Origin of the sequence: Microbulbifer sp. ARAS458-1, from assembly GCF_045348205.1 — a bacterium.
Lineage (GTDB): Bacteria > Pseudomonadota > Gammaproteobacteria > Pseudomonadales > Cellvibrionaceae > Microbulbifer.
Window position 1 is genome coordinate 3,094,711 of sequence record NZ_CP155838.1, and the last position, 22,082, is coordinate 3,116,792.

The 22,082-nt window shown below is 55.9% G+C and carries 14 protein-coding genes and 1 pseudogene; 6 read left to right on the forward strand and 9 right to left on the reverse strand.

The window, feature by feature from the left end; all coding sequences use genetic code 11:
• Positions 1–13 precede the first annotated feature (13 nt).
• Complete coding sequence (locus AAFH99_RS12920) at positions 14–1,045, reverse strand: methionine synthase (RefSeq protein ID WP_043315612.1); 1,032 nt, start codon at positions 1,043–1,045, stop codon at positions 14–16.
• A gap of 25 nt (positions 1,046–1,070) precedes the next feature.
• Entirely contained in the window at positions 1,071–2,048 is a 978-nt protein-coding gene (locus AAFH99_RS12925) for a DUF1852 domain-containing protein (protein ID WP_043315610.1), read from the reverse strand.
• Positions 2,049–2,402: 354 nt separating this feature from the next.
• Between AAFH99_RS12925 and AAFH99_RS12930 the strand changes: the two genes are divergently transcribed.
• The 3 genes from AAFH99_RS12930 (at position 2,403) to AAFH99_RS12940 (ending at position 5,514) form a co-directional block, all read left to right on the forward strand.
• Positions 2,403–2,885 (forward strand): MarR family winged helix-turn-helix transcriptional regulator, encoded by a 483-nt coding sequence (locus AAFH99_RS12930; protein WP_406827922.1) that lies wholly within the window; start codon positions 2,403–2,405, stop codon positions 2,883–2,885.
• Positions 2,886–2,938: 53 nt separating this feature from the next.
• Complete coding sequence (locus tag AAFH99_RS12935) at positions 2,939–4,201, forward strand: NAD(P)-binding domain-containing protein (protein ID WP_406827923.1); 1,263 nt, start codon at positions 2,939–2,941, stop codon at positions 4,199–4,201.
• Between the two features lie 98 nt (positions 4,202–4,299).
• A complete protein-coding gene (locus AAFH99_RS12940; protein WP_406827924.1) occupies positions 4,300–5,514 on the forward strand; it encodes an MFS transporter in 1,215 nt (404 codons plus the stop codon).
• A 126-nt stretch (positions 5,515–5,640) separates the two neighbouring features.
• On the opposite strand, the gene guaA is transcribed toward AAFH99_RS12940, so the two are convergent.
• Positions 5,641–7,218 carry a glutamine-hydrolyzing GMP synthase gene (gene guaA, locus AAFH99_RS12945; protein ID WP_043315608.1) on the reverse strand — a complete coding sequence of 526 codons (1,578 nt, stop codon included), beginning with the start codon at positions 7,216–7,218 and terminating at the stop codon, positions 5,641–5,643.
• Between the two features lie 139 nt (positions 7,219–7,357).
• A complete protein-coding gene (gene guaB / locus AAFH99_RS12950; RefSeq protein ID WP_043315606.1) occupies positions 7,358–8,842 on the reverse strand; it encodes an IMP dehydrogenase in 1,485 nt (494 codons plus the stop codon).
• A gap of 160 nt (positions 8,843–9,002) precedes the next feature.
• On the opposite strand from guaB, the gene xseA reads away from it, so the two are divergent.
• Together xseA and AAFH99_RS12960 are read left to right on the forward strand one after the other, a co-directional pair.
• Entirely contained in the window at positions 9,003–10,358 is a 1,356-nt protein-coding gene (gene xseA, locus AAFH99_RS12955; RefSeq protein WP_043315604.1) for an exodeoxyribonuclease VII large subunit, read from the forward strand.
• Positions 10,359–10,756: 398 nt separating this feature from the next.
• Positions 10,757–12,466, forward strand: a pseudogene (locus AAFH99_RS12960) (transporter substrate-binding domain-containing protein); the annotation flags it as partial.
• 280 nt (positions 12,467–12,746) lie between these two features.
• Here AAFH99_RS12960 and AAFH99_RS12965 read toward each other — a convergent pair.
• From AAFH99_RS12965 to AAFH99_RS12985, 5 genes are all read right to left on the reverse strand, one after another.
• Positions 12,747–13,724 (reverse strand): NAD(P)H-quinone oxidoreductase, encoded by a 978-nt coding sequence (locus tag AAFH99_RS12965; RefSeq protein WP_081847852.1) that lies wholly within the window; start codon positions 13,722–13,724, stop codon positions 12,747–12,749.
• Between the two features lie 77 nt (positions 13,725–13,801).
• Positions 13,802–16,102 (reverse strand): TonB-dependent receptor, encoded by a 2,301-nt coding sequence (locus tag AAFH99_RS12970; protein ID WP_406827925.1) that lies wholly within the window; start codon positions 16,100–16,102, stop codon positions 13,802–13,804.
• Positions 16,103–16,373: 271 nt separating this feature from the next.
• Positions 16,374–17,012 carry a pyridoxamine 5'-phosphate oxidase gene (gene pdxH, locus AAFH99_RS12975; RefSeq protein ID WP_043315598.1) on the reverse strand — a complete coding sequence of 213 codons (639 nt, stop codon included), beginning with the start codon at positions 17,010–17,012 and terminating at the stop codon, positions 16,374–16,376.
• A gap of 161 nt (positions 17,013–17,173) precedes the next feature.
• Positions 17,174–18,430 carry an RDD family protein gene (locus tag AAFH99_RS12980; RefSeq protein ID WP_406827926.1) on the reverse strand — a complete coding sequence of 419 codons (1,257 nt, stop codon included), beginning with the start codon at positions 18,428–18,430 and terminating at the stop codon, positions 17,174–17,176.
• On the reverse strand, positions 18,430–20,121 hold the full coding sequence (locus AAFH99_RS12985) for a molecular chaperone HscC (protein ID WP_043315593.1): 1,692 nt from the start codon (positions 20,119–20,121) through the stop codon (positions 18,430–18,432). Before AAFH99_RS12985 ends, AAFH99_RS12980 begins: the two co-directional genes overlap by 1 nt.
• A gap of 309 nt (positions 20,122–20,430) precedes the next feature.
• On the opposite strand from AAFH99_RS12985, the gene AAFH99_RS12990 reads away from it, so the two are divergent.
• Entirely contained in the window at positions 20,431–22,068 is a 1,638-nt protein-coding gene (locus AAFH99_RS12990) for a 5-guanidino-2-oxopentanoate decarboxylase (protein WP_406827927.1), read from the forward strand.
• Positions 22,069–22,082: the final 14 nt, after the last annotated feature.

Below are 22,082 nucleotides of genomic sequence, written 5' to 3' on the forward strand. Positions count from 1 at the left end.
GATTGGTTCCGAACTAGCTGGCCGAAAGCTCTGTGCGAATAATCTCGGCACCGGCATTCAGTGCTTGCAATTTACCCCTGGCCACCTCGCGGGATAGCGGCGCCATACCGCAGTTAGTGCAAGGGTAAAGCTTGTCGGCACCCACAAATTGCAGCGCTTTGCGCAGGGTTGTGGCAACCTCTTCCGGTGACTCGATACTATCCGTCGCCACGTCAATGGCTCCTACCATCACTTTCTTTCCTCGAATCAGTTCCAGCAGATCCATTGGAACCCGGGAGTTATGGCACTCCAGAGAAATGATATCGATACTCGACTGCTGCAGCCTGGGGAAAACCTCCTCGTACTGCCGCCACTCGGAACCCAGCGTTTTCTTCCAATCCGTATTGGCCTTGATACCATAGCCATAACAAATATGAACCGCTGTTTCACAGCGTAGACCTTCGACAGCTCTTTCCAGCGCCGCCACCCCCCAGTCATTTACCTCGTCAAAAAAAACATTGAAGGCGGGCTCATCGAACTGAATGATATCGACACCCGCCGCCTCGAGCTCCCGAGCCTCCTGATTAAGTATCCGGGCAAATTCCCAGGCCAGTTTTTCGCGACTCTTATAGTGACCGTCATATAGTGTGTCAATCATCGTCATGGGACCCGGCAGGGCCCATTTGATCAGCTTGCTGGTTTTCCGTCGCAAAAATCTGGCGTCCTCGACAAAAACCGATTTTGGTCGGGACACGGCTCCCACAACCGTCGGTACACTGGCATCATATCGATCACGAATTCGCACAGTCTCACGCTTATCAAAATCAACACCGCTGAGATGTTCAATAAACGTGGTTACAAAATGTTGCCGGGTCTGCTCACCGTCACTGACAATATCAATACCTGCCTGTTGCTGTTCCTGCAGCGCGAGGCTCAGTGCATCCCGCTTGCCCTCCGTTAATTGAGCAGCCTCCAGCTTCCAGGGAGACCAGAGTTTTTCCGGTTCGGCCAGCCATGACGGTTTGGGCAGACTGCCCGCGGTAGAGGTCGGCAATAATTTTTGCATAGTAAAAATCTTATTTTCCGGGTAATCAAACAGCGCAATTGGCTGCCCACTGATCGAGGATACGTTTATACGGCTTTATGAACCGCTCTTCGGTGAACTTCCCCTGCTTTAACGCCAACTGTTTACGCTCTTCCCGGTCGTACTGAACCTGGGTCAAAGAATAATCGGCATGCTTCAAGCTGGGCCGAAAGATTTTCCCTGCGGCTGAATTCGCGTTATATATTTCGGGCCGGTAGATTTTCTGAAAAGTTTCCATGGTGCTGATAGTGCTCACAAGCTCAAGATTTGAATAATTTTCCAGCAAATCACCAGCGAAATAAAACGCCAGGGGAGCAACACTACCCGGAGGCATAAAATAACGAACCCGCAATCCCATCTTTGCGAAGTATTCATCCGTTAATGAATACTCATCGTTCCTGTACTCAAAACCCAGCACCGGGTGCTGATTTTCTGTGCGGTAGTATGTCTTGCTGCTTGACACGCTCAGACAGATTACCGGTGGCTTTTTAAAACTTTCTTTATACGCATTGGATCCCAAGAAAGACTTGAATATTTTTCCGTGAAGATCACCATAGTTTTCCGGCAGGCTGAATTCCTGTTTCCCCTTATTGTGCTCCGACAGCAATACGCTGAAATCATAGTCCCGCACGTAAGACGAGAAATTGTTGCCCACGATACCTTCAATACGCCTGCCGGCTTTGCGATCGACAATATTCGTTTTCAGAATTTCTATCGTCGGAAAAGTCTCTCCATTACCTTCGACATCGATGTCCACAGAAATGATTTCCAGTGCCACGGAATAGCGATCCCCATTGGGATTATCCCAGTGCGCAAGTGCATTGAAGCGGTTGTCAATCATTCGCAAAGTATTGCGCAGATTCTCCTGCCGACGCTCCCCTCGGGCCAGATTGGCGAAGTTGGTTGTAATTCGTGAGCTGTCCGATGGACGATAGTGTTCATCGAAAGCAATACGCTTGATGGCGAATGTAAGCTCTTTACTCATAGCGGTCCGTATCCTGAGTCCACAATTAAGCCTGAATCAGACTCCCGTACTTCAGTATCTCACCCTGCACGGGAAGCCCTCTGGCATCCGGTTTTCCGGCCTGCCGTCAGTCGATGTGCGCATTCTATGCTGAGCCGATCTTGAATAAAATTGAAATAAAATCACAATAACTTTAGAAAATCTCACCATTCGAATAGCCTTGGACGGGCAGATGTGGGGGCAATATCGGGTTTACAGATTGCCAATGGAGCGGGTTTAACACCGGGAAGCGGAATAGCGGTAGAGATCCCCTCCATCCGCGGCCAGGAGGCAGAGCCAGGGGGCCAGGGGTTGTAGAGAATCAATCTCTAGGATATGGTTGTTACTAGCAACATAGGCAATGACATTCAGATGGAATCCAAGCTCAAGCGTGCAGAAGCCCTTTACGAAGCGGTCAACCAGCTGATCCGTGTGCATCAATTCCGTGATCGCGAAAGTATTTGCTGCCACAACGTGTCAGTCGCTCAATGCTATGCACTCGAAACCCTGGTAAAGCTTGGCCCCTTGAGACTGAAAGGCTTAGCGGACGAGATGTGTCTCGATAAAAGCACTACAAGCCGTGTAGTTGACGCCCTGCTTCGTAAAGGCTATGTGCTCAAGACCCCGGATCCGATGGACCAGCGTGCGGTTCAGCTGTCGCTGACTCCCGACGGCCGCGAGCTCTATCAAACCATACGCAAAAGTCTGATCGCAGAAGAGGCATTGATGATCACGGATATGCCTCCAGAAGCAGTCGATGCCGCGCTTGAGCTGTTGGAAAAACTTACCGTAGCGGCACGGGCTCGTCTCGGCACCTAAGCCTTTTTTTAACCACATTGTTGTTACTACCAACCTTTACTGGAGATATATGCATGACATCTAACGCAAAAGACTTACCGGTTGCAGTCATTGGTGCGGGCCCTATTGGTTTGAGTGCTGCAGCGAACCTGATTGATGTCGGTCTCACCCCCATTATTTTTGAGTCAGGCAATCGCGCTGGCGCAAACCTAGCGAACTGGGGCCATGTGCGTATGTTTTCACCCTGGTCATACAATATGGACCCTGTTGCAATGTCTCTTCTTGAGAATACGGACTGGGCCGCGCCAGCCCCGACAGAGTTTCCCACCGGACGACAGCTACTGGAGCGCTACGTACTTCCTCTAGCGTCCCATGAAGCGATTGCTCCCCACCTGCATTTGAATACCCGCGTTGAAGCTGTAAGCCGTCAATATCACGATATTCTCCGAAATGCAGAACGGCCTCTCGCGCCCTTCGTAATACGCACCTCCAACACCGAAGGCGAACGCGACATTATTGTTCAGGCAGTAATCGACGCGTCCGGTACGTATCAGACCCCCAACTGGCTTGGTGCTCATGGTATTCCAGCAATTGGAGAGCTTGCGGCTTCCCAACAGATTACCTATGGAGTACCTGATATTTTGGGCGCCGCCAGTGAACGGTTCGCAGGCAGATCCGTACTTGTGGTCGGCGGCGGCCATTCGGCATTCAACGCCCTACAGGACTTAGTCAAACTTTCAGATCAATCTGAGGGCATGCGAATCCTGTGGGGAGTACGTGGCTCTTCAGTAACAAATATCGTACGCTCACCTGAAAATGACGAGCTGCAAGAGCGTCGGCGACTGGAAATCTACATTCAAAAGTTACTTACCGAGGGAAGAATCGAGGTATTTACCGATCTAGCAATCGAAAATATTAGAACTGAAAACGGCAAATTATTCGTACAAAGCCGTTCTGGGCAACTGCCGCCGGTGGATCAGCTCATTGCCGCAACCGGGTTTAGGCCGGATCTTGCTCTATTGTCTGAGTTGCGCACCTCGCTTGACCCGGCCACAGAAAGCCCGGCGGACCTGGGCCCGCTTATTGACCCAAACTTACATACGTGTGGTTCGGTCCCGGAACATGGCTCTGCTGAGCTTTCACACCCTGAGTCCGGTCTTTATATTGTGGGAATCAAAAGCTACGGGCGCGCACCAACGTTTCTACTGAAAACTGGCTACAGGCAAGTGAAGTCAGTAACAACCGCCCTGGCGAATCCAAAAGACAATCACCTCCCTGCTGCCAAACGCACCACTCCTTGTGATGCCTTGGCGGTTAACGGAGCTTGCTCACAATAAGAACCCAGCCCTCTGCTTGAAGTTGTACCGTGGCCCACAATTTCAACCAGAGGACACCCTATCTGTCACTTTAAATATGGTGAGGTGCAGTGCCAAACTTGATTCAGCGTTTCCCGCTATTCCTTATTGTGTTCGCCCAACTATGTGGCACCTCACTTTGGTTCTCCGTAAATGGCGCGGGCCTGGCCCTGATTCACGATATAGGATTAACCGAAGCTGATCTTGGGTGGCTGACCCTGGCTGTGCAGGCCGGTTTTATTACCGGCACGCTCGCAATTGCCACTACCGGCCTAGCAGATCGATTGCCTGCCAGCCGCATATTCGCGATTTCGTGTCTGGCAGGTGCCCTGGCGAATGCCGGCTTTGCGCTGGTGGCGGCTTATCAGCCATTTGATCTGCTCCTCCGGTTTCTCACAGGTCTAAGCCTGGCGGGGATCTACCCCCTGGGTATGAAGTTGGTGATCAGCTGGACGCCTAAATATGTGGGGGCCGCGATGGCCTGGCTCGTTGGAATGCTAACGTTAGGCACTGCCCTGCCCCATTTACTGCGCGGCGCGACATTGGGACTCCCCTGGGAATGGACACTTCTGGGTGCTTCCGGATTAGCATTACTTGGCGGAGCGGCTATTTTCGCTCTGGGTGATGGTCCGCACTTACCGCCATCGAGTGGCAAAGCACAGCTGCGAGAAGGGTTTGCCGCTTTCCGGGAAAGGCGTTTCCGCGCCGTTGCCATTGGCTACTTTGGGCACAGCTGGGAGCTTTATGCGTTCTGGACACTTGTCCCATTTTTGGTGACACGCGAGATGCTCCGTCTCAACGCGCCGGATTCCTCAATTCCGTTATTGTCATTCGCCATCATCGCAATTGGGCTGCTGGGCTGTGTGGGCGGCGGGGTACTGAGCCGACACGTAGGAAGCCTGCCAGTGGCGCGCCTGGCCCTGGCGTCCTCCGGGCTAGTCTGTATGGCGTATCCATTGCTTGCGTTTTTGCCACCCATAACGGTCCTCGTTTTACTCGCCATCTGGGGGCTCACTGCAATTGCGGATTCTCCTCAGCTGTCGGCTCTGGCCGCGGAAACAGCTCCGAGAGAGCGAATCGGTTCAACCCTGGCCATGTTAAATACCGTGGGCTTTGCTTTGACTATCCCGTCCATTGCAGTAACTACAGCACTGTGGCAATGGCAAGGGGTTTGGGTAACCTGGTGGTTACTTCCGGGGCCAGTGTTCGGGCTCTGGGCAATGCGCAGGCTGGGTCGACAAAAACCCGGCATAGATGTCTGCGGCACCTCCTTTCATCTGCCTCCGGAGAGGTAAATCACCAAGCTTTACCCTGCCAATCACTGCTGGAAACCACGCGCTTTAAACACAAAAAAGCCCATGAAAACATGGGCTTTTTTGTCATTTCTTGCTGGTTAGGAACAGCAGCTACCAAATGAGTACTTATTCCCACTCAATCGTAGCCGGTGGCTTACTGGAGACGTCGTAAGCCACCCGCGAAATGTGCTCGATCTCATTGATGATGCGGTTGGAAACCTTCTCAATCAATTCGTAGGGGAGATGTGCCCAGCGCGCGGTCATAAAGTCCACAGTTTCCACGGCACGCAGCGCCACTACGTACTCGTAGCGACGGCCGTCGCCGACAACACCCACGGATTTCACCGGCAGGAACACCACGAACGCCTGACTGGTCTTGTGGTACCAGTCCGCGTTGTGCAGCTCTTCGATAAAGATGGCATCTGCTTCGCGCAGGATATCCGCGTACTCTTTTTTCACTTCGCCGAGGATACGCACGCCCAGCCCCGGGCCCGGGAAGGGGTGACGGTAAACCATGTCATAAGGCAGCCCCAGCTCGAGGCCGATCTTGCGCACTTCGTCCTTGAACAGTTCGCGCAACGGTTCCACCAGTTCAAACGCCATATCCTCCGGCAGCCCGCCCACATTGTGGTGGGACTTGATCACGTGGGCCTTGCCGGTTTTTGCCGCAGCGGACTCGATCACGTCCGGATAGATAGTGCCCTGGGCCAGGAACTTCACATCCTTCAGTTTGGTCGCTTCCTGGTCGAAGATCTCGATAAAGGTATTACCGATAATCTTGCGCTTGGCTTCCGGCTCATCCACCCCAGCGAGACGGGACAGGAACTCCTCCTCTGCGTCAGCGCGGATCACCCGTACACCCATATTGTCGGCAAACATCTGCATGACCTGATCGCCTTCGTTCTTGCGCAACAGGCCGTTGTCAACGAACACACAGGTCAGCTGATCACCGATGGCCTTGTGCAACAGCGCGGCTACCACGGAACTGTCGACACCACCGGACAGGCCCAACAGGACTTTCTGATCCCCCACCTGTGCACGCACCTTGGCAATGGAATCTTCGATAATATTTTCCGGTGTCCACAACTTCTCACAGCCACACAGCTGAATGACAAAATGTTCGTAGATACGAGTGCCCTGCAGGGTATGGGTCACTTCCGGGTGGAACTGTACACCGAAGAAATTCTTTTCCGCGTTGTACATACCGGCAATCGGGCAGGACGGGGTGGAAGCCATCAACTCGAAGCCTTCTGGCATTTTCACCACTTTGTCACCGTGGCTCATCCACACGTCCAGCAGTGCATTGCCGGCGTCATCCAGGTGATCCTTGATGTCGTGCAGCAGTGCGGATTCACCTTCCACTTTCACCTGCGCGTAGCCAAATTCACGCACGTTACTGCCCTCTACAGCGCCGCCCAGCTGGTGTGCCATGGTCTGCATGCCGTAACAGATACCCAGTACCGGCACGCCCAGATCAAACACCGCCTGCGGCGCGCGCGGGGAGCCGGCTTCCGGTACAGATTCCGGGCCACCGGCGAGAATAATACCTTGGGGGTTGTACTCGCGGATCTCTTCGTCGCTCATGTCGAACGCACGGATTTCGGAGAATACACCCAGCTCACGCACGCGACGGGCAATCAGCTGGGTGTACTGGGAGCCGAAGTCGAGGATCAGGATTCGGCTGGAATGAATGTCTTGGCTCATGGCTTACTCGTAGGGGTTAATAAACGGCAAACGGACCCTGAGAGGTCCGTTTGCGGTTCACTTTAATAGTGCACTTCTATTTTTCGGAAAACATTCTGCGCGGCTTTGATTCGCGAATGGAACGTTACGCAAATGAAAATTAACGACCACCCACCGGGTAGTTCGGCGCTTCCTTGGTGATCTGCACGTCGTGAACGTGAGACTCGCCCATGCCAGCGGCGGTAACACGCACAAACTGAGGCTTGGTACGCATGGTTTCCATGTCGACGCTGCCGGTATAGCCCATGGCTGAACGCAGGCCACCCATCATCTGGTGAACAATGGCTGAGATCGGGCCTTTGTACGGCACGCGACCCTCGATACCTTCCGGCACCAGTTTCTCGGCGCCCTTACTGGCGTCCTGGAAGTAACGGTCGGAGGAGCCCTGGGTACGGGACATGGCGCCCAGAGAACCCATGCCACGATAGGACTTGTAGGTTCGGCCCTGATACAGCTCGACTTCGCCGGGGGCTTCTTCGGTGCCCGCCAGCATGGAGCCCATCATTACCGAGTAGGCACCCGCAACGATGGCTTTGGAAATATCACCGGAGAAGCGAATACCGCCATCGGCAATCAGCGGCACACCGGTACCTTCCAGCGCCTTGGCCACTTCCGCGATCGCGGAAATCTGCGGTACACCGATACCGGTCACGATACGGGTAGTACAGATAGAGCCGGGACCGATACCGACTTTTACTGCGTCAGCACCCGCTTCCATCAGCGCGGTGGCCGCCTCACCAGTGGCAATGTTGCCTCCGATCACGTCGACCTGCGGGTGCATTTCCTTGATTCGGCGCACTCGCTCGATCACATTCTTGCTATGACCGTGAGCAGTATCCACTACCAGCACGTCGACGCCGGCCTCAACCAGCGCGGCAACGCGGTCGTCGGTGTCCGGACTAGTACCGACGGAAGCACCGACACGCAGTCGGCCATCGGCGTCCTTACAGGAGTTGGGGTACTGCTCTGCCTTGTTGTAATCCTTGACGGTAATCAGGCCGCGCAGCTCGAACTTGTCATTGACGACAAGCACTTTCTCGATACGGTGCTTGTGCAGCAACTCACGCACTTCCTGGGGGGAGGCGCCTTCGTCACAGGTTACCAGACGCTCTTTCGGCGTCATGATCTTGGCAACAGGAATATCCAGGTTGGTCTGGAAACGCACGTCACGGCTGGTAACGATGCCGACCAGGTCACCCTTCTCCATCACCGGTACACCGGAAATGTTGTGGTGGCCCGTGAGCGCGATCAGCTCGCGTACGGTAGCGTCCGATTCGATGGTAATCGGGTCTTTTACAACACCCGCTTCGAATTTCTTGACCGCGCGTACCGCAAGAGCCTGCTCTTCAATAGACATGCTCTTGTGGATGATGCCGATACCGCCTTCCTGAGCCAGGGCAATGGCCAGGCGCGATTCGGTCACGGTATCCATTGCGGCGGACACCAGCGGAATATTCAGGGTGATATTGCGAGACAGTTTTGTCTTCAGGGAAACGTCTTTGGCCGTGACCTCGGAATAACCGGGCACAAGGAGGACGTCGTCAAAAGTGAGGGCTTCGCGTGCAATACGCAGAGATTCAGACATGGACACTCAAACCTCTAGGGAGCGGGATTGGGTATCGGCGCGATTATAGCCGCAACCCGCCCCGAAACAAAAGCCTATTTCTACAGGAATGGCAAAACTCTTTACGTGAACCCTCATCCTTGCAATATTGCCCGCCCAAGCCAGCCCAGTTGAGACGTAAATGCTAAATACTCCCCCCGGCACACCCAATCCACTCCCCACCGACGGCCGTCCGGTCATGACCGTCAGCGAACTGAATCGGGAAGTGAAACAGCTGTTAGAGGGAAATGTGCCGCTGTTATGGGTCGGAGGCGAGATTTCCAACTTTGCCGCCCCCAGCTCCGGACACTGGTACTTCACCCTCAAAGACGCCCGCGCCCAGGTGCGCTGTGCCATGTTCCGTGGGCGCAACCGCAGCGTGCGCTTCCAGCCCGGTAACGGTCGCGAGGTCCTGGCGCGGGCACGGGTGAGCCTGTACGAGGGGCGCGGCGAATTCCAGCTGATCATCGAACACCTGGAAGAAGCGGGCTTCGGGGCCCTGATGCGCCAGCTGGAGATGCTGAAGGCGAAATTGCAGGCCGATGGACTGTTCGATCTCGAGCGCAAGAAACCCCTGCCCTACCTGCCCGCCACCATCGGCATCATTACCTCTCCCACCGGTGCCGCTGTGCGGGACATGATCCAAGTATTGGGGCGGCGCTACCCGGCAGCGAAGATAGAACTCATTCCCGTGTCGGTACAGGGTCAAGGGTCGGCCCAGCAGATCGCTGACGCCATTCACATGGCCGGACGGCTGCAGCGCCACGACCTGTTGATCGTGGGTCGCGGCGGAGGGTCACTGGAGGACCTGTGGTCCTTTAACGAAGAGATCGTGGCACGCGCACTGGCGGCGTGTCCGATTCCAACAATTTCCGCGGTGGGACACGAAACGGATACCACCATTGCCGACCTGGTAGCGGATGTACGCGCACCGACACCGTCCGCGGCGGCAGAGATCGCCAGCGCCAATGCAGCCGCACTGTGTGAGGAAGTCGAGGGGTATCGCTGGCGCTTGACCCGCGCCATGGAAATTCAGCTGCGCCATCAGCGGCAGCAAATCCAGCTGGTAAGTAATCGTATCCGCCACCCCAGGGAGCAGCTGCAAAATCACGCGCAGCGATTGGACCACCTGGAAATGCGCCTGAAGGCCGCGGTGCGCACCCGCTCCCAGTCTCATGCCCAGCGACTGACACAGTTGGAACGCGCCCTGAATCAGGTACACCCCCGCCAGAGAATTGCGGTTGCGCACAGCCAGCTGGCCCATCAGACCCAACGCCTGCACAAATCCGTAGAGGCACTGCTACAACACAAGAAGGAGCAGGCAGCTTATACCGGCCAGTTGCTGAACAGTGTCAGCCCCCTGGCGGTGCTCGATCGCGGCTATGCCATTCTACTTGATGAAAACCAACGGGTCATTCGACAGCCAGACGATGTAAAGTCAGGGCAGAAGATCACCGCGAAACTGAGCCGTGGACAAATCGCCGCACGGGTCGAGTAACAGTGACTTTCTCCTATTTCTTTTATCACCTCCTACTGCCCGGCAGATTGGAAACACCATTTCCGCTGTCGGGACATTAGCATTGCGGGCTATGCGATTCTGGAATTGCGGAGCTGCCCATGCGAATGCAACCCCACACTACAAGCTTCTACACCTACCTCCTGCACCTGACTCTGCTGTGTGCAGTGGCGGTGAGCGGCTGTCATAAGGACCCGACAGATCCCCAGGCAGATTCTCAGGTAGACGCCAAATCAGAGAGCCAACCGGAAAAACAACCACCCACAGAGCGCAAGTTTCACAAAGGCCCGTTTGAAAACTATATCGAGAAAGGTGACCTGGATGCCCTGGAGAAACGCGGTTCCATACGCTTTGTAAATCTCGTTACCGGTTTCGACACCATGCTGCCCCGCGCCACCATCGTCACACAACTGTACTTTGATCTCTCTGCAGATCTGGCCAAACGACTTGGTCTGGAGCCTTACTGGGTGACCGCTACAACCCCGGAAGAGGCGCTACAGATGCTGAATGATGGCCGTGCCGATGTGGTCGCCGCCAACCTCACCCGGACAGACGAGCGTGAAGAACGTTACGATCTCAGTGAAAATATCTACCGCGTTCGGCAACAGCTGATCACCGGAAAAGATGGCCCGAATATCAGTTCAGTGGAGGCATTAAAAGGCATCACGATTATCGCGCTCGCCGATAGCACTTACATGGATACCGCCAAACAACTGGTGGACAAGATCCCCGATGCCAAACTGGAAACCCTGGTTTTACAGGTCGGTGAACCCCTCGACCGCGTGTTCGATAAAATGAAGGCAAGAAAAAATGCGGTTATGATCCTGGACAGCAATATCGTCGAGGGATTTCTGTCGTATCGAGACGACCTGAAAGCTGGCGCTATGGTCAGCGGTGATCAGGATATTGTATGGGCCATGCGCAAAGACTCCTCTGAATTGCGTCTTCGCATCAATAATTTTCTCACAAAAAAACTGATCAAGGCCCCGGTCGAACGCACCGCGGATTGGGAAGCCATCAAGAAATCGGACATTATCCGCTTTCTTACTTACAACGGTCCTACCAGTTACTTTATGTGGAAAGGCGAACTGATGGGCTTCGACTACGATCTCGCCAAGGCTTTTGCGAAAAAGCACGACCTCGAGCTGCAATTGATCGCCGTCCCGCCCGAGGAGTCCCTGATTGAATGGCTGAAAAAAGGCCGTGGTGACTTCGCCGGTGCGTCCATGACCATCACGCCTGAGCGCAAGGCGCAGGGTGTAGCCTTCACCACACCCTACTTCGAAACCGCTCAGCAGATTCTCAGCAACAACGCCAAACCGGAGATCAAGACCCTTGATGATCTCAACGGGCGCACCCTCACACTGCGCCCGACAACCGCCTTTGTCGAAACCGCAAAAGCGCTGCAGAAACGCGGCATCAAACTGAAGATCGAATTCACCCCACCGGAAATCAGCTATGAATCCATCATGAATATGGTGGCCAATGGTGAGGCGGATGTGACCATCGTCGATGCGCACGCCGCCAAAATACAGTCCATGCTCCGCGATACGTTGTCCGCCGGCCCGCTGGTCAGCGATCCGCTACCGCAGGGATGGATGGTAGAGAAAAAAAGCCACGCGCTGCTGAAAAAACTGGATGCGTTTCTGTCCGAATATGTGAAAAGCGAGAGTTACGCCAAAAAAATCAAAACGTATTTCGAGCCTGACCGCACCGCAACCGCCAAACTATTGGAAAGCCTGACCCCGGACGGGGATCTCTCCCCCTTCGACAAACTGGTGAAGCGCTCGGCACGCAAGCACGAGTTCGATTGGCGCCTTATCGTTGCGCAGATGTGGCAGGAAAGCAGTTTTAACCCCAAGGCAGAATCACCGGTGGGCGCTCAGGGACTACTGCAGGTAATGCCGCGCACCGCTGATGAGGTCGGTTATCCTCACCCGCTTTTCGAACCCAAGCGCGGGATCGAGGCCGGTGTCAAATATCTCAACTGGGTACGCGATCGATTTGACGAGGACCTGACACTGGAAAACAAACTCTGGTTCTCACTGGCATCCTACAACGCCGGAATTGGCCACCTGTACGACGCCCAGCGGCTGGCGGAAGAACTGGGATTGGATCCAAACGTGTGGTTCGATAACGTGGAAAAAGCGATGCTCAAGCTTTCCGAGCCGCGCTATTTCAAAAAAGCCCGCTACGGCTATGTGCGCGGTGCGGAACCCGTGCATTACGTGCAGAATATCAGCAACATCTACAAAGCCTACACCGATCTGAAACCCGGTGATGTGGGTCATATCCGGCTTCAGGAACTGCCCACCGTTGCCAATCTCTCTGCACGGCTGGAGCATCTGTTGCAACAAGTGAAGATATCCCTCAATTCACCAGCACTATCTTGCCAATACTCTCACCAGATTCCATTTTCCGGTGGGCATCGGCTACCGATTGCAGCGGATATGTGGCCGTCACATGTGGACGGATCTTGCCAGCGGCAATCAGCGGCCACACATGCTGCTCCAGGTCCCGGGCGATTGCTTCCTTCACCTCGGGCGGCTGGGGGCGCAGGGTTGAACCGGTCAGCGTCAGGCGCTTCAGCATCACCGGTAGCATATTGACCTCCACTTTCGCGCCATTGAGGAAAGCGATATTGACGATGCGACCATCGCGAGCGGCACACTGGATATTGCGATCGACATAGGCGCCGCCCACCATATCCAGAATCACATTGGCACCATTGCCGCCGGTGGCCGAGAGTACAGTCTCCACGAAATCCTGCTCGCGATAATTGATTGCCTGTTCTGCGCCGAGCTGCTCGCATACTGCACATTTGCGATCACTGCCTGCGGTGGTGAACACACGCACACCTAAATTGGCCGCAATCTGGATCGCGGTGGTGCCGATTCCGGAGGAACCGCCGTGCACCAACAACACTTCACCGGACTGTAGGTGCGCGCGGTGCATCAGATTGCTCCATACCGTGAAGAACGTCTCCGGTAGCGCCGCGGCTTCGATGTCACCCAGTCCCTCGGGAATCGGCAGGCACTGCCCTTGGGGCGCAACCGCATATTCGGCGTAACCACCACCGTTGGTCAATGCGCACACCCGGTCACCGATCTTCCAGCGCTGCACACCACCACCGACTGCGGCAACCTCACCTGCCACTTCCAGCCCCATTACCGGAGATGCACCCGGTGGCGGCGGGTAATATCCGGCACGCTGCACAATATCCGGGCGGTTGACACCAGCCGCGGCTACACGAATCAACACCTCGCCAGCGCCAGCCTTTGGCAACTCGCCTTCGGCGACCACCATTTTTTCCGGACCACCGTGCTCTGGCAGGTCAATATATCGCATGTGATAACTCCGTTTTCCTGATACCTGAGCCCTGGTACGAAAAAGCCCGGCAGTGCCGGGCTCATAAAAACGAACGGTTATAGCTCGTAAGTTAATTCGAGGCCCCACACCCGCCCCTTATTCAGCGGGGTAAAGCTCGCACCGGGCCCACCCAATGTCGAGGGTAGTTGCGTGTTGTTGCCTTCGGTGACCTCATTAAGCATATTTTTCCCGAACAGTGCGAGACGATAGTTGCCGGAGTCGGGCACAAATCCGAGACTTACATCGAGCATATCCGCTTCCGACAGCATGCCTACATTATTGTCGGTATAGGGCGCCGCGTCACGGTGATTGAAGTTCAGCCGCGAGGTCAACATACCCAGACTACCCATCTGCAGATCATGCACCACGCCGACTCCGTAAGTCCAGGGCGCGAGACGCGGTATATCAAGGGCAAGATCCTGTTCATCAACCATCCCGTCGCCGCTGATGTCACCACGAACGCTATCGTAAGCACCATCAACATATCCCACGTTTGCAGTGAACAGCAGATTCTCGCTAGCCACTGCCATCAATTCGAACTCCGCCCCCTGAATGGTGGCATCCGCGGTATTGCGAATATACTGAACAACCGAAAATACGGGATCCGTCAGGTTTTCCTCACGCTGCATATCGTCAATGGTGTTGTGGAACAGGGCTACGTTGGTGCGCAGCCGCCCATCCAGCCACTCCGCTTTTCCGCCGATCTCAAACGATGTCTGCTCCTCCTGATCCGTGGGGCCAGGTTCATGTAACAGCCCGGTATTCCGCATGTTGTATCCGCCACTGCGGAACCCTTTGGTCCAGTAGCTGTAGATCTGTGCGGTGTCCGATAGATTCCACTGAAGGCCTACTTTGGGCGTAAACGCATTCCAGCGCGCACTGTCGTCGAAATCATAAAATGCACAGCCTTCCAGATCGCATAGGGTCGACGCCGTCACCACAGGATTAATGGTGGCAACTTTTGCGGATTTTTCTTCGGTGGAATAACGCCCGCCCAGAGTCAGTACCCAGGCTTCGTTCAGGTCGATATCCGCCTGGGCGAACACACCCAGCGCCTCATGTTCCTGCAAACCGCCACCGGTAATATCAAGACCATTGAGGGGCAACTGGCGATTTTCAAAGTAGGCCAGGTCCTGGCTGAACCAGTACAACCCGGTGGTCACGGCGGCCGCACCGAAACGGCCGGCGTAGCGCAACTCATTACTCAACTGGCTCTGGTCGATACTGGTATGGGCGTGAAACGCGGTAATAGGCAAAGAGTCGATATCACCCAGGCCAATCGCCGCATATTCACGCCAGGCCAGAATATTGGTAATGGTACCGTCACCAAAGGCGACATCCTGATTGAACTCGGTAATCATCTGCGACCATTCGTCGTTTTGATAGCCCGGTTCGTTCTGGGCAATTTCAAACGAGCCTTCGCCGTTATCCCAATCAGAGACATCGACTCCAAATAGTGGGTAGGCCGGGAAATTAGCGGCCAGTGCGCCGCGGTTCTGCGCCACCACGCCGGCGGCGTCCATGCGTCCGTGCTCCATCCGCACCAACAATTCAGCTGACTCACTCAGGGCGATACTCAGGCTCGGCCGCACAAACCAGGTATCCGAGGCACCGGCCTGGTCATCACCAGTGTATACATTCTCGAACCAGCCCTGATCATCATTGTAATAGGCAGTGATTCGACCATTAACCCGCTCGGAAATAGCACCGTTTACGGTGGCCGCAGCAACGGTATCGAGATTGTCCGTCGTTGAGAGTTTGAACTTGCTGGAGAACTCTTCGGATGGACGCGCGGTTTTTATCACCACAGCACCACCAGTCACATTGCGGCCAAACAACAGTCCCTGCGGCCCGCGCAGCACCTCGATACCTTCCAGGTCAAACATGTCGGTGACAACCCCGGCATTCACCCCCATGTACATTCCGTCGACAAACACTCCTACAGTAGGATCAATGGAGGGAATCGAGCTGTTTACTCCCAGACCGCGCACGGTAAAGTTGGCCGTATTCTTGACGGTACCGATATCCTCCAGTTGCACGTTTGGCATCTTGAAAGAGAGACTTTGCAGATCTCGCGTCTGTAGTGCCTCCAGTTGGTCCCCGGAATAGGCAGTAGCAGCCACGGGCACTTGCTGCAGCTGTTCAGCCTCCGCGCGCTTGCGCGCAGTAACCTGAACCTCTTCCATCAAAGTATTGACAGAACTCTCCACTGCGCGCGCATCACCGGAACCACACACAACCGAAAGTACAAATACAGAACAGGCCGAAGCCAGGGTCAGGCTCGCGCTTTTCTTTCGTTCACAGGTGGAATTAAAGGGGGTAATAGGCGTATTGAAAGCATTGGAATCGCTTCCCATAATCTCTCTCCATTGCACTGAGTTATTTTTATGTAATTTCCAGCAACAGATTCACTATGACCGGTATTGCTTGTCGCCAATACCTCTGACAACCCGATCTGAAACCGCGCTGTTTTTGCCGACACTCTCCAATGCCGGCAATCAAAGACTACAAGAGCTGTCCGAGTTTCAAAAGTTTATTTTTAGATATTCACTCAGGCTATTGCACACTCGTCCAACCATAGCTTTCAGGGATAACCATAGCTTTCAGGGATAATAGCAGCGAGGCGGATCAGGGGCTCAGCCGTTCCAGCTGCCATTCCCCACTCTGCATGGTGCGATAGACGAAACGATCGTGTAGCCGGGACGCCCTGCCCTGCCAGAACTCGATGGCGTGAGGCACAACCCGATAACCACCCCAGAAGTCCGGGCGCGGCACCGCGGAGTCTGCAAACTTTTTCGCGCAGGCCGCGAACTGATCCTCCAATACCTGACGCGACACTATGGCATCACTCTGATGCGATGCCCAGGCGGCAATCTGGCTCTCTCTGGGGCGCGTACTGAAATACGCGTCCGCCTCGCTATCGGCCACCTGCTCAGCGACGCCGCGCACGATGACCTGGCGCTCGAGAAAATGCCAGGGAAATAATAGGGATACCTGCGGATTCGCGGCGATATCCCAGGCCTTCTGGCTTTTCAGGTTGGTATAGAAAACAAAGCCCGCCTCGTCAAACCCTTTCAACAACACGATACGTTGTGATGGCTGACCGCTGGCATCGGCGGTACCCAGGCACATGGCGCTGGGGTCCGAGATATTCGTTTTGACCACCTCTTCCAGCCAACTGCGAAACTGGCTGATCGGATCATCCGCCAGGTCTTCCCGCTGCAGGCCACCTTGCAGGTAATCTCTACGCCACTGATCAATTTCCATCGCTGTCATTTCCTTTACAACTCATTACATACAGCTCAACTTAACCATTGAAGACCAATCTATCGCAACACCGGGTCCAGTGGTCGCCATCGGCTTCGACATCGCCCGCAAGTGTACGCAGTTTGGTCTCCGATCCCCAATCTGTATACCACACCGGAGGGCTACTTCTGCCGGCGCAGATGTTCCTCACGGCTTTTTCGATAATTGATCACGTGCGTGCCGCTGAGGCGGTCGTGCATCAGGTTGCCGCCGAGGAAACAATTGATAAACCAGCCAATCTTGTAGGTAACCAGGGTGAGAGTGAAGCTGAGAGTGCGCCAAAGACCGCGCCCGTACCCCAGCCGTTGAAAATTTTTGTTGGTGACCTTGTACCCCATCACCCATTTCCCCGGTGTGGTCTGCCATCGGGAGCACTCGCACAGCCAAGAACCCACCAAATAGAGTCCACCGGTCACAACGATACCGAGGACGGTCGCATCGGACTCCGCCCGGCCGGAGACTTTCATGATGATTGCCGTAGCCATGACCCCCATCATCAGGTGCACCAGCATCATGTCCAGTAACACGGCAACGGAGCGCCCCAGCAGTGAACCAAAAAAGTATTGGCCCAGCTGCTCTTCGGCCACCTTGGGCTTCTCGCGAACCAGCTTGCTACCACCCCGGATTGCCGTCGTTGGGTCACGCTCTGTGTCAATCGGCTGCATGGCATCAAACAGGGTATCCGCGAGCGCTTCGTCAAACTGCTGGTAATAGGCCGGCGCATTGCCAGACCAGCCAAATAACTGATCACAGTAAGCCAGTACATTCCCGGTGATATGGGTATTGTGTTTGCCCCCGTGCTTTGCGGCATCCTGATTGAAGCGCGCAAAACGCTCAAACACCGCCAGCCCGAGATTCCAGTTGTACTCTTCTTCCAGCATATAGCGGGATTCAGCGAGGAAGTGCCAGCGCTCCTCACGGTGAATACGCAGGGGGTCTTCAAGCACCTGCTCCACCAGAACAAGCACACGGCGGTATTCTTCGATGCGCAATTGCCGGGCCGCGTCCTCTTCCGCTTCAGACCCGATCTCTACCCCAGCCTCTTCCGGTTCCAATGGAGCGGACTGCTCTACCGGAGATACCTGCGGAGACGACTCGATCAGCGGTGGTACCGCTTCCCGAGCCGGCTCGACAACAGATTCCGTCGCTGCCCCGGCAGGCTCCTCGATAAGGACCTCTGTAAGCTCCTCGGCCACCGGCGCACTGCGCCGGGCCTGAGCCTGAGCCAGCTTCAGTGCCATTTTGTACGCACTGAGCAGCTGTTGAAATTCTTCCGGTTTTTCGTCGGGACGGTTGAGCTTCAGCTTGGCCGCATAGGCTCGCTTGACCGCACGGGGGTCATCACAGGGCTCGATGCCAAGGTGTGCCCAGGGGTTCATCAGATCCAGTCCTCGCCGTCGAAGCGGTCGAGAAACGCCTGCAGCCCCGCCTGCGCTTTTTTGATTTCCGCCGGGTTTTGTCCGTTCAGCACCCGGTCGAATTCCCCCAGTGCATGGGAAATGGCATCCCGCTGCGGACCGAGACTGGCTTCGTACAGACGCTCTCCGCGGGCAATCAGTGCGCGGTTGACTTCGTCCTCCCGCGGGTGGAATTTCAGAGCAGCCAGTTTTTCCAGTGCCGCCGCTTTCGCTTTGTCATCCAGTGCACCGGGAGTAAATTCAATCAGCTTGTTGTAGGTGTTTCCGGTGGAGACCACAGTGACATCCACTTCCAGCAAGCCGTTCATATCGTAGCTGTAGCGAATATCCACCGCCTCTTTGCCCCGCGGCCCTTTGGGCACCGGCACACTCATCTCACCAAGAAATACGTTTTTCTTTACCAGGCGGTTTTCCCCCTGGTAGACATCGATACGCAGTTCGGTCTGGTTGTCGCTGGCCGTGCACACCTGCCGCACCACGCTGACCGGCACTACCGTATTGCGTTCGATAATTGGCAGGAAGTAACTGCCCTGATCCGGGCTGTCTTCATTCACAATGCCGGTGCCCAGGGTGTAGGGGCAGACGTCGGTAAGCACGATATCGTCCAGCGCAGCATTGCGGGATTTCAGTCCACCCTGAATCGCCGCGCCGATGGCAACCACGGTGTCCGGATCCAGATGGCAGGACGGCAGGCGCCCGAACATACGCCCCACCATGGAGCGGAACAGGGCCATGCGGGTGGAGCCCCCCACCAGTACCACTTCATCGATAGATTGCGGCGGCATGTCCGCGTCGCGCATGGCGCGCTCGATCGGACGTTTGGCGCGCAGTAATAGCGGAGTCGCCACTTTTTCAAACCATTCACTGGTAGCGGCCCACTGGAATTTTTGTTTGCCCAGGTCCAGCTCCAGGGGTTGGGAGGCCTGCTGGCCAATCCGGCGCTTGACGCTCTCCATCTGCATATACAGATTCTGCTGCTGCCGGGCAGTCAGTGCAGACTTCTCCAGGTCGAGCTCTTTCAGCACGCTGTCGATCATCGCCTCGACAAAATCCTCACCGCCGAGAAAATTGTCACCGGCGCTGGCATGCACTTCCATAATGCCGTCAAAAAACTCGAGGATAGACACATCAAAGGTGCCGCCCCCCATATCGAGAATCAGGAAGTTTCCTTCGCGTTTGTCATGCAGTCCGTAGGCCACGGCTGCAGCGGTGGGTTCGTTGATAAGGCGCTCAACCTTGAGCCCGGCCAGCTCGCCCGCCAGCTTGGTGGCGTGACGCTGGTTGTCGTTGAAATAGGCAGGCACGCTGATTACCGCTTCGCTAACCGGCTCGCCCAGATGCGCTTCGGCGTCTTCTTTCAGAGAGCGCAATACCAGCGCAGAAAGCTCCGTGGCGCTGTACAACTGACGTCCCAGCTTGACCTTGTGATCGGTGCCCATGAGGCGCTTGAATGCGGCGACGGTACGATCACTGTGATTGATCAGGCGCTCCTTTGCCGTGCGCCCGACTACCAGCTCGCCAGCGTCATCCAGCCCCACTACCGAGGGCGTAAGTAATTCCCCCAACCGGTTCGGGATCAGGGTGACAGCCTCATCCGTCAAAATTCCGCATGCACTGTTGGTCGTACCCAGATCAATCCCGACAATGGCCATTGTTCCCCCTGAACATAAAACCGGCTGAAATGTTTTTATCGTTGTGCGCCATTGAACCATATTTCAGGCGCCAGGCACTATTTGACGAGCCGCCCTGCGAGGACACTATCTCACCCCCAACCTGCAACCCCGGCAGGATTCACAAATATCCTGCCGCCAAGGCAGCCCTATCTCAATTTTCCTGCGTTTAATCCCGCAGGGATGCAGACTCTGCGGACGCTTGCAGCCCCCGCGGCGCAAGACTAGGCTCCGTTGCATACCCGCTTGCGCAGGCAAGCCAACACAAGAAAGAACAGGCAGGAACAAGGCATGTCTTCCGCAACTTCTCAAACCCCACAGAATACCGGAGCACCAAGCTGCGCACAGGTACTGATGCACCTGTTAAAAGGTTACGGTGTGGATACCGTATTTGGCATCCCCGGGGTACACACTATCGAACTGTACCGCGGTCTACCGGGCAGCGGCCTGACCCACATCACGCCGCGCCATGAACAGGGTGCAGCGTTTATGGCGGATGGCTACGCCCGTGCCAGCGGCAAACCCGGTGTGTGTTTTCTGATCACCGGACCCGGTGTAACCAATGCCGCTACGGCCATGGCCCAGGCCTATTCCGACTCTATTCCGATGCTGGTGATCAGTGCGGTCAACCGCCGTGAAGATCTCGGCAGTGGTCGCGGTCGCCTGCACGAACTGCCGCGGCAACAGGATGTCACCCGCGGTTTCTGCGTGTGGCAACACGCCCTGACCAGTGCCGAGCAACTGCCGGAAACCCTGGCCCGCGCCTTCCAGGTGATGCACGCGCCGCGGCCGGGTCCCGTGCATATCGAAATTCCCATCGATCTTTTTCCCGCGGCCATGTCCCACGGGATAGCGGACTATCGGGCAGTGGCGCCCACCGCCCTGCCTGCCGCACCGGCAGACACCATTGACCGCGCGGCGAAACTGTTAGCAAAAGCGGAGCGGCCGGTGATTCTGCTGGGGGGCGGCGCGCAGCAGGCTGGCGCAGAGGCCACCGCGCTGGCGGAAAAAATTGCCGCACCGGTATTTGAATCCCTCGCCGCAAAAGGCATCGTCGACGAACGCCACCCGCTGTGCGGCGGCGCCAACCTGAGCTTTTCCAATGTGCGCGAGCGGATTGAAAACGCGGACGTGGTACTGGCAGTGGCGACGGAACTGGCAGAAACCGACCGCAACCTGGTGCGTGACAATTATCATTTTAAAGGCAAGCTGATTCGCGTAGATCTGGACCCGGCGCAACTGGTCTGTAACGCCAATCCGGACCTGGCAATCTGTGCCGATGCCAAAGCCGCCCTGCAACAGCTGGTCGATGCAATGGCTGCGGTCGACAGAACTGCGCAAGCGAAACATGCCGCCGACGAAGTCGCGCAATTGCTGCGCGAATGCCGCAGCGAATGGTGGCCGGGTTCCGAAGATCGCTACCCCTGGGTGCAGGCTCTGCGCGACGCGCTGCCGGATGACGGCATCCTCGTGACAGACTCCACCCAGCTGGCCTACAACACCAACCATGCATTACGTCTGTTTCATGCGCGCAGCCACATTACCTGCACCACCGGCTACGGCACCCTGGGCTTCGCCCTGCCCGCCGCCATCGGCGCCGCACTGGCGAGCCGGCGCCCGGTAATCGGCCTGATTGGCGATGGCGGCATCATGTTTACCCTGGGTGAACTGGCCGCCGCTGTGGAGCAGAAGCTCGCGCTGCCAATACTGGTTTGGAACAACAGCGGCTACGGCGAGATTCGCGATTTCATGGACGAGGCGGCGGTGGAGCAGGAAGGTGTCAATCTGCACGCGCCAGACTTTGTCGCACTCGCCCGCGCCTTCGGTGCCGAGGGCTGTCGCATCGAGCAACCGGAGCAACTGGGCGAAGCGGTGGCACAAGCCTTCGGCCGCCAGGGCCCGACCCTGATTGAAATTACTGCGCCCTGAATGAATGCGCTGCA

Coding starts and splice junctions, on each gene's coding strand:
- xseA (WP_043315604.1), top strand. CDS start 9,003: ATGCTAAATACTCCCCCCGGCACACCCAATCCACTCCCCACCGACGGC.
- AAFH99_RS12925 (WP_043315610.1), bottom strand. CDS start 2,048: ATGAGTAAAGAGCTTACATTCGCCATCAAGCGTATTGCTTTCGATGAA.
- pdxH (WP_043315598.1), bottom strand. CDS start 17,012: ATGGAAATTGATCAGTGGCGTAGAGATTACCTGCAAGGTGGCCTGCAG.
- AAFH99_RS12920 (WP_043315612.1), bottom strand. CDS start 1,045: ATGCAAAAATTATTGCCGACCTCTACCGCGGGCAGTCTGCCCAAACCG.
- guaA (WP_043315608.1), bottom strand. CDS start 7,218: ATGAGCCAAGACATTCATTCCAGCCGAATCCTGATCCTCGACTTCGGC.
- AAFH99_RS12965 (WP_081847852.1), bottom strand. CDS start 13,724: ATGCGATATATTGACCTGCCAGAGCACGGTGGTCCGGAAAAAATGGTG.
- AAFH99_RS12930 (WP_406827922.1), top strand. CDS start 2,403: ATGGTTGTTACTAGCAACATAGGCAATGACATTCAGATGGAATCCAAG.
- AAFH99_RS12970 (WP_406827925.1), bottom strand. CDS start 16,102: ATGGGAAGCGATTCCAATGCTTTCAATACGCCTATTACCCCCTTTAAT.
- AAFH99_RS12985 (WP_043315593.1), bottom strand. CDS start 20,121: ATGGCCATTGTCGGGATTGATCTGGGTACGACCAACAGTGCATGCGGA.
- AAFH99_RS12980 (WP_406827926.1), bottom strand. CDS start 18,430: ATGAACCCCTGGGCACACCTTGGCATCGAGCCCTGTGATGACCCCCGT.
- AAFH99_RS12990 (WP_406827927.1), top strand. CDS start 20,431: ATGTCTTCCGCAACTTCTCAAACCCCACAGAATACCGGAGCACCAAGC.
- AAFH99_RS12935 (WP_406827923.1), top strand. CDS start 2,939: ATGACATCTAACGCAAAAGACTTACCGGTTGCAGTCATTGGTGCGGGC.
- guaB (WP_043315606.1), bottom strand. CDS start 8,842: ATGTCTGAATCTCTGCGTATTGCACGCGAAGCCCTCACTTTTGACGAC.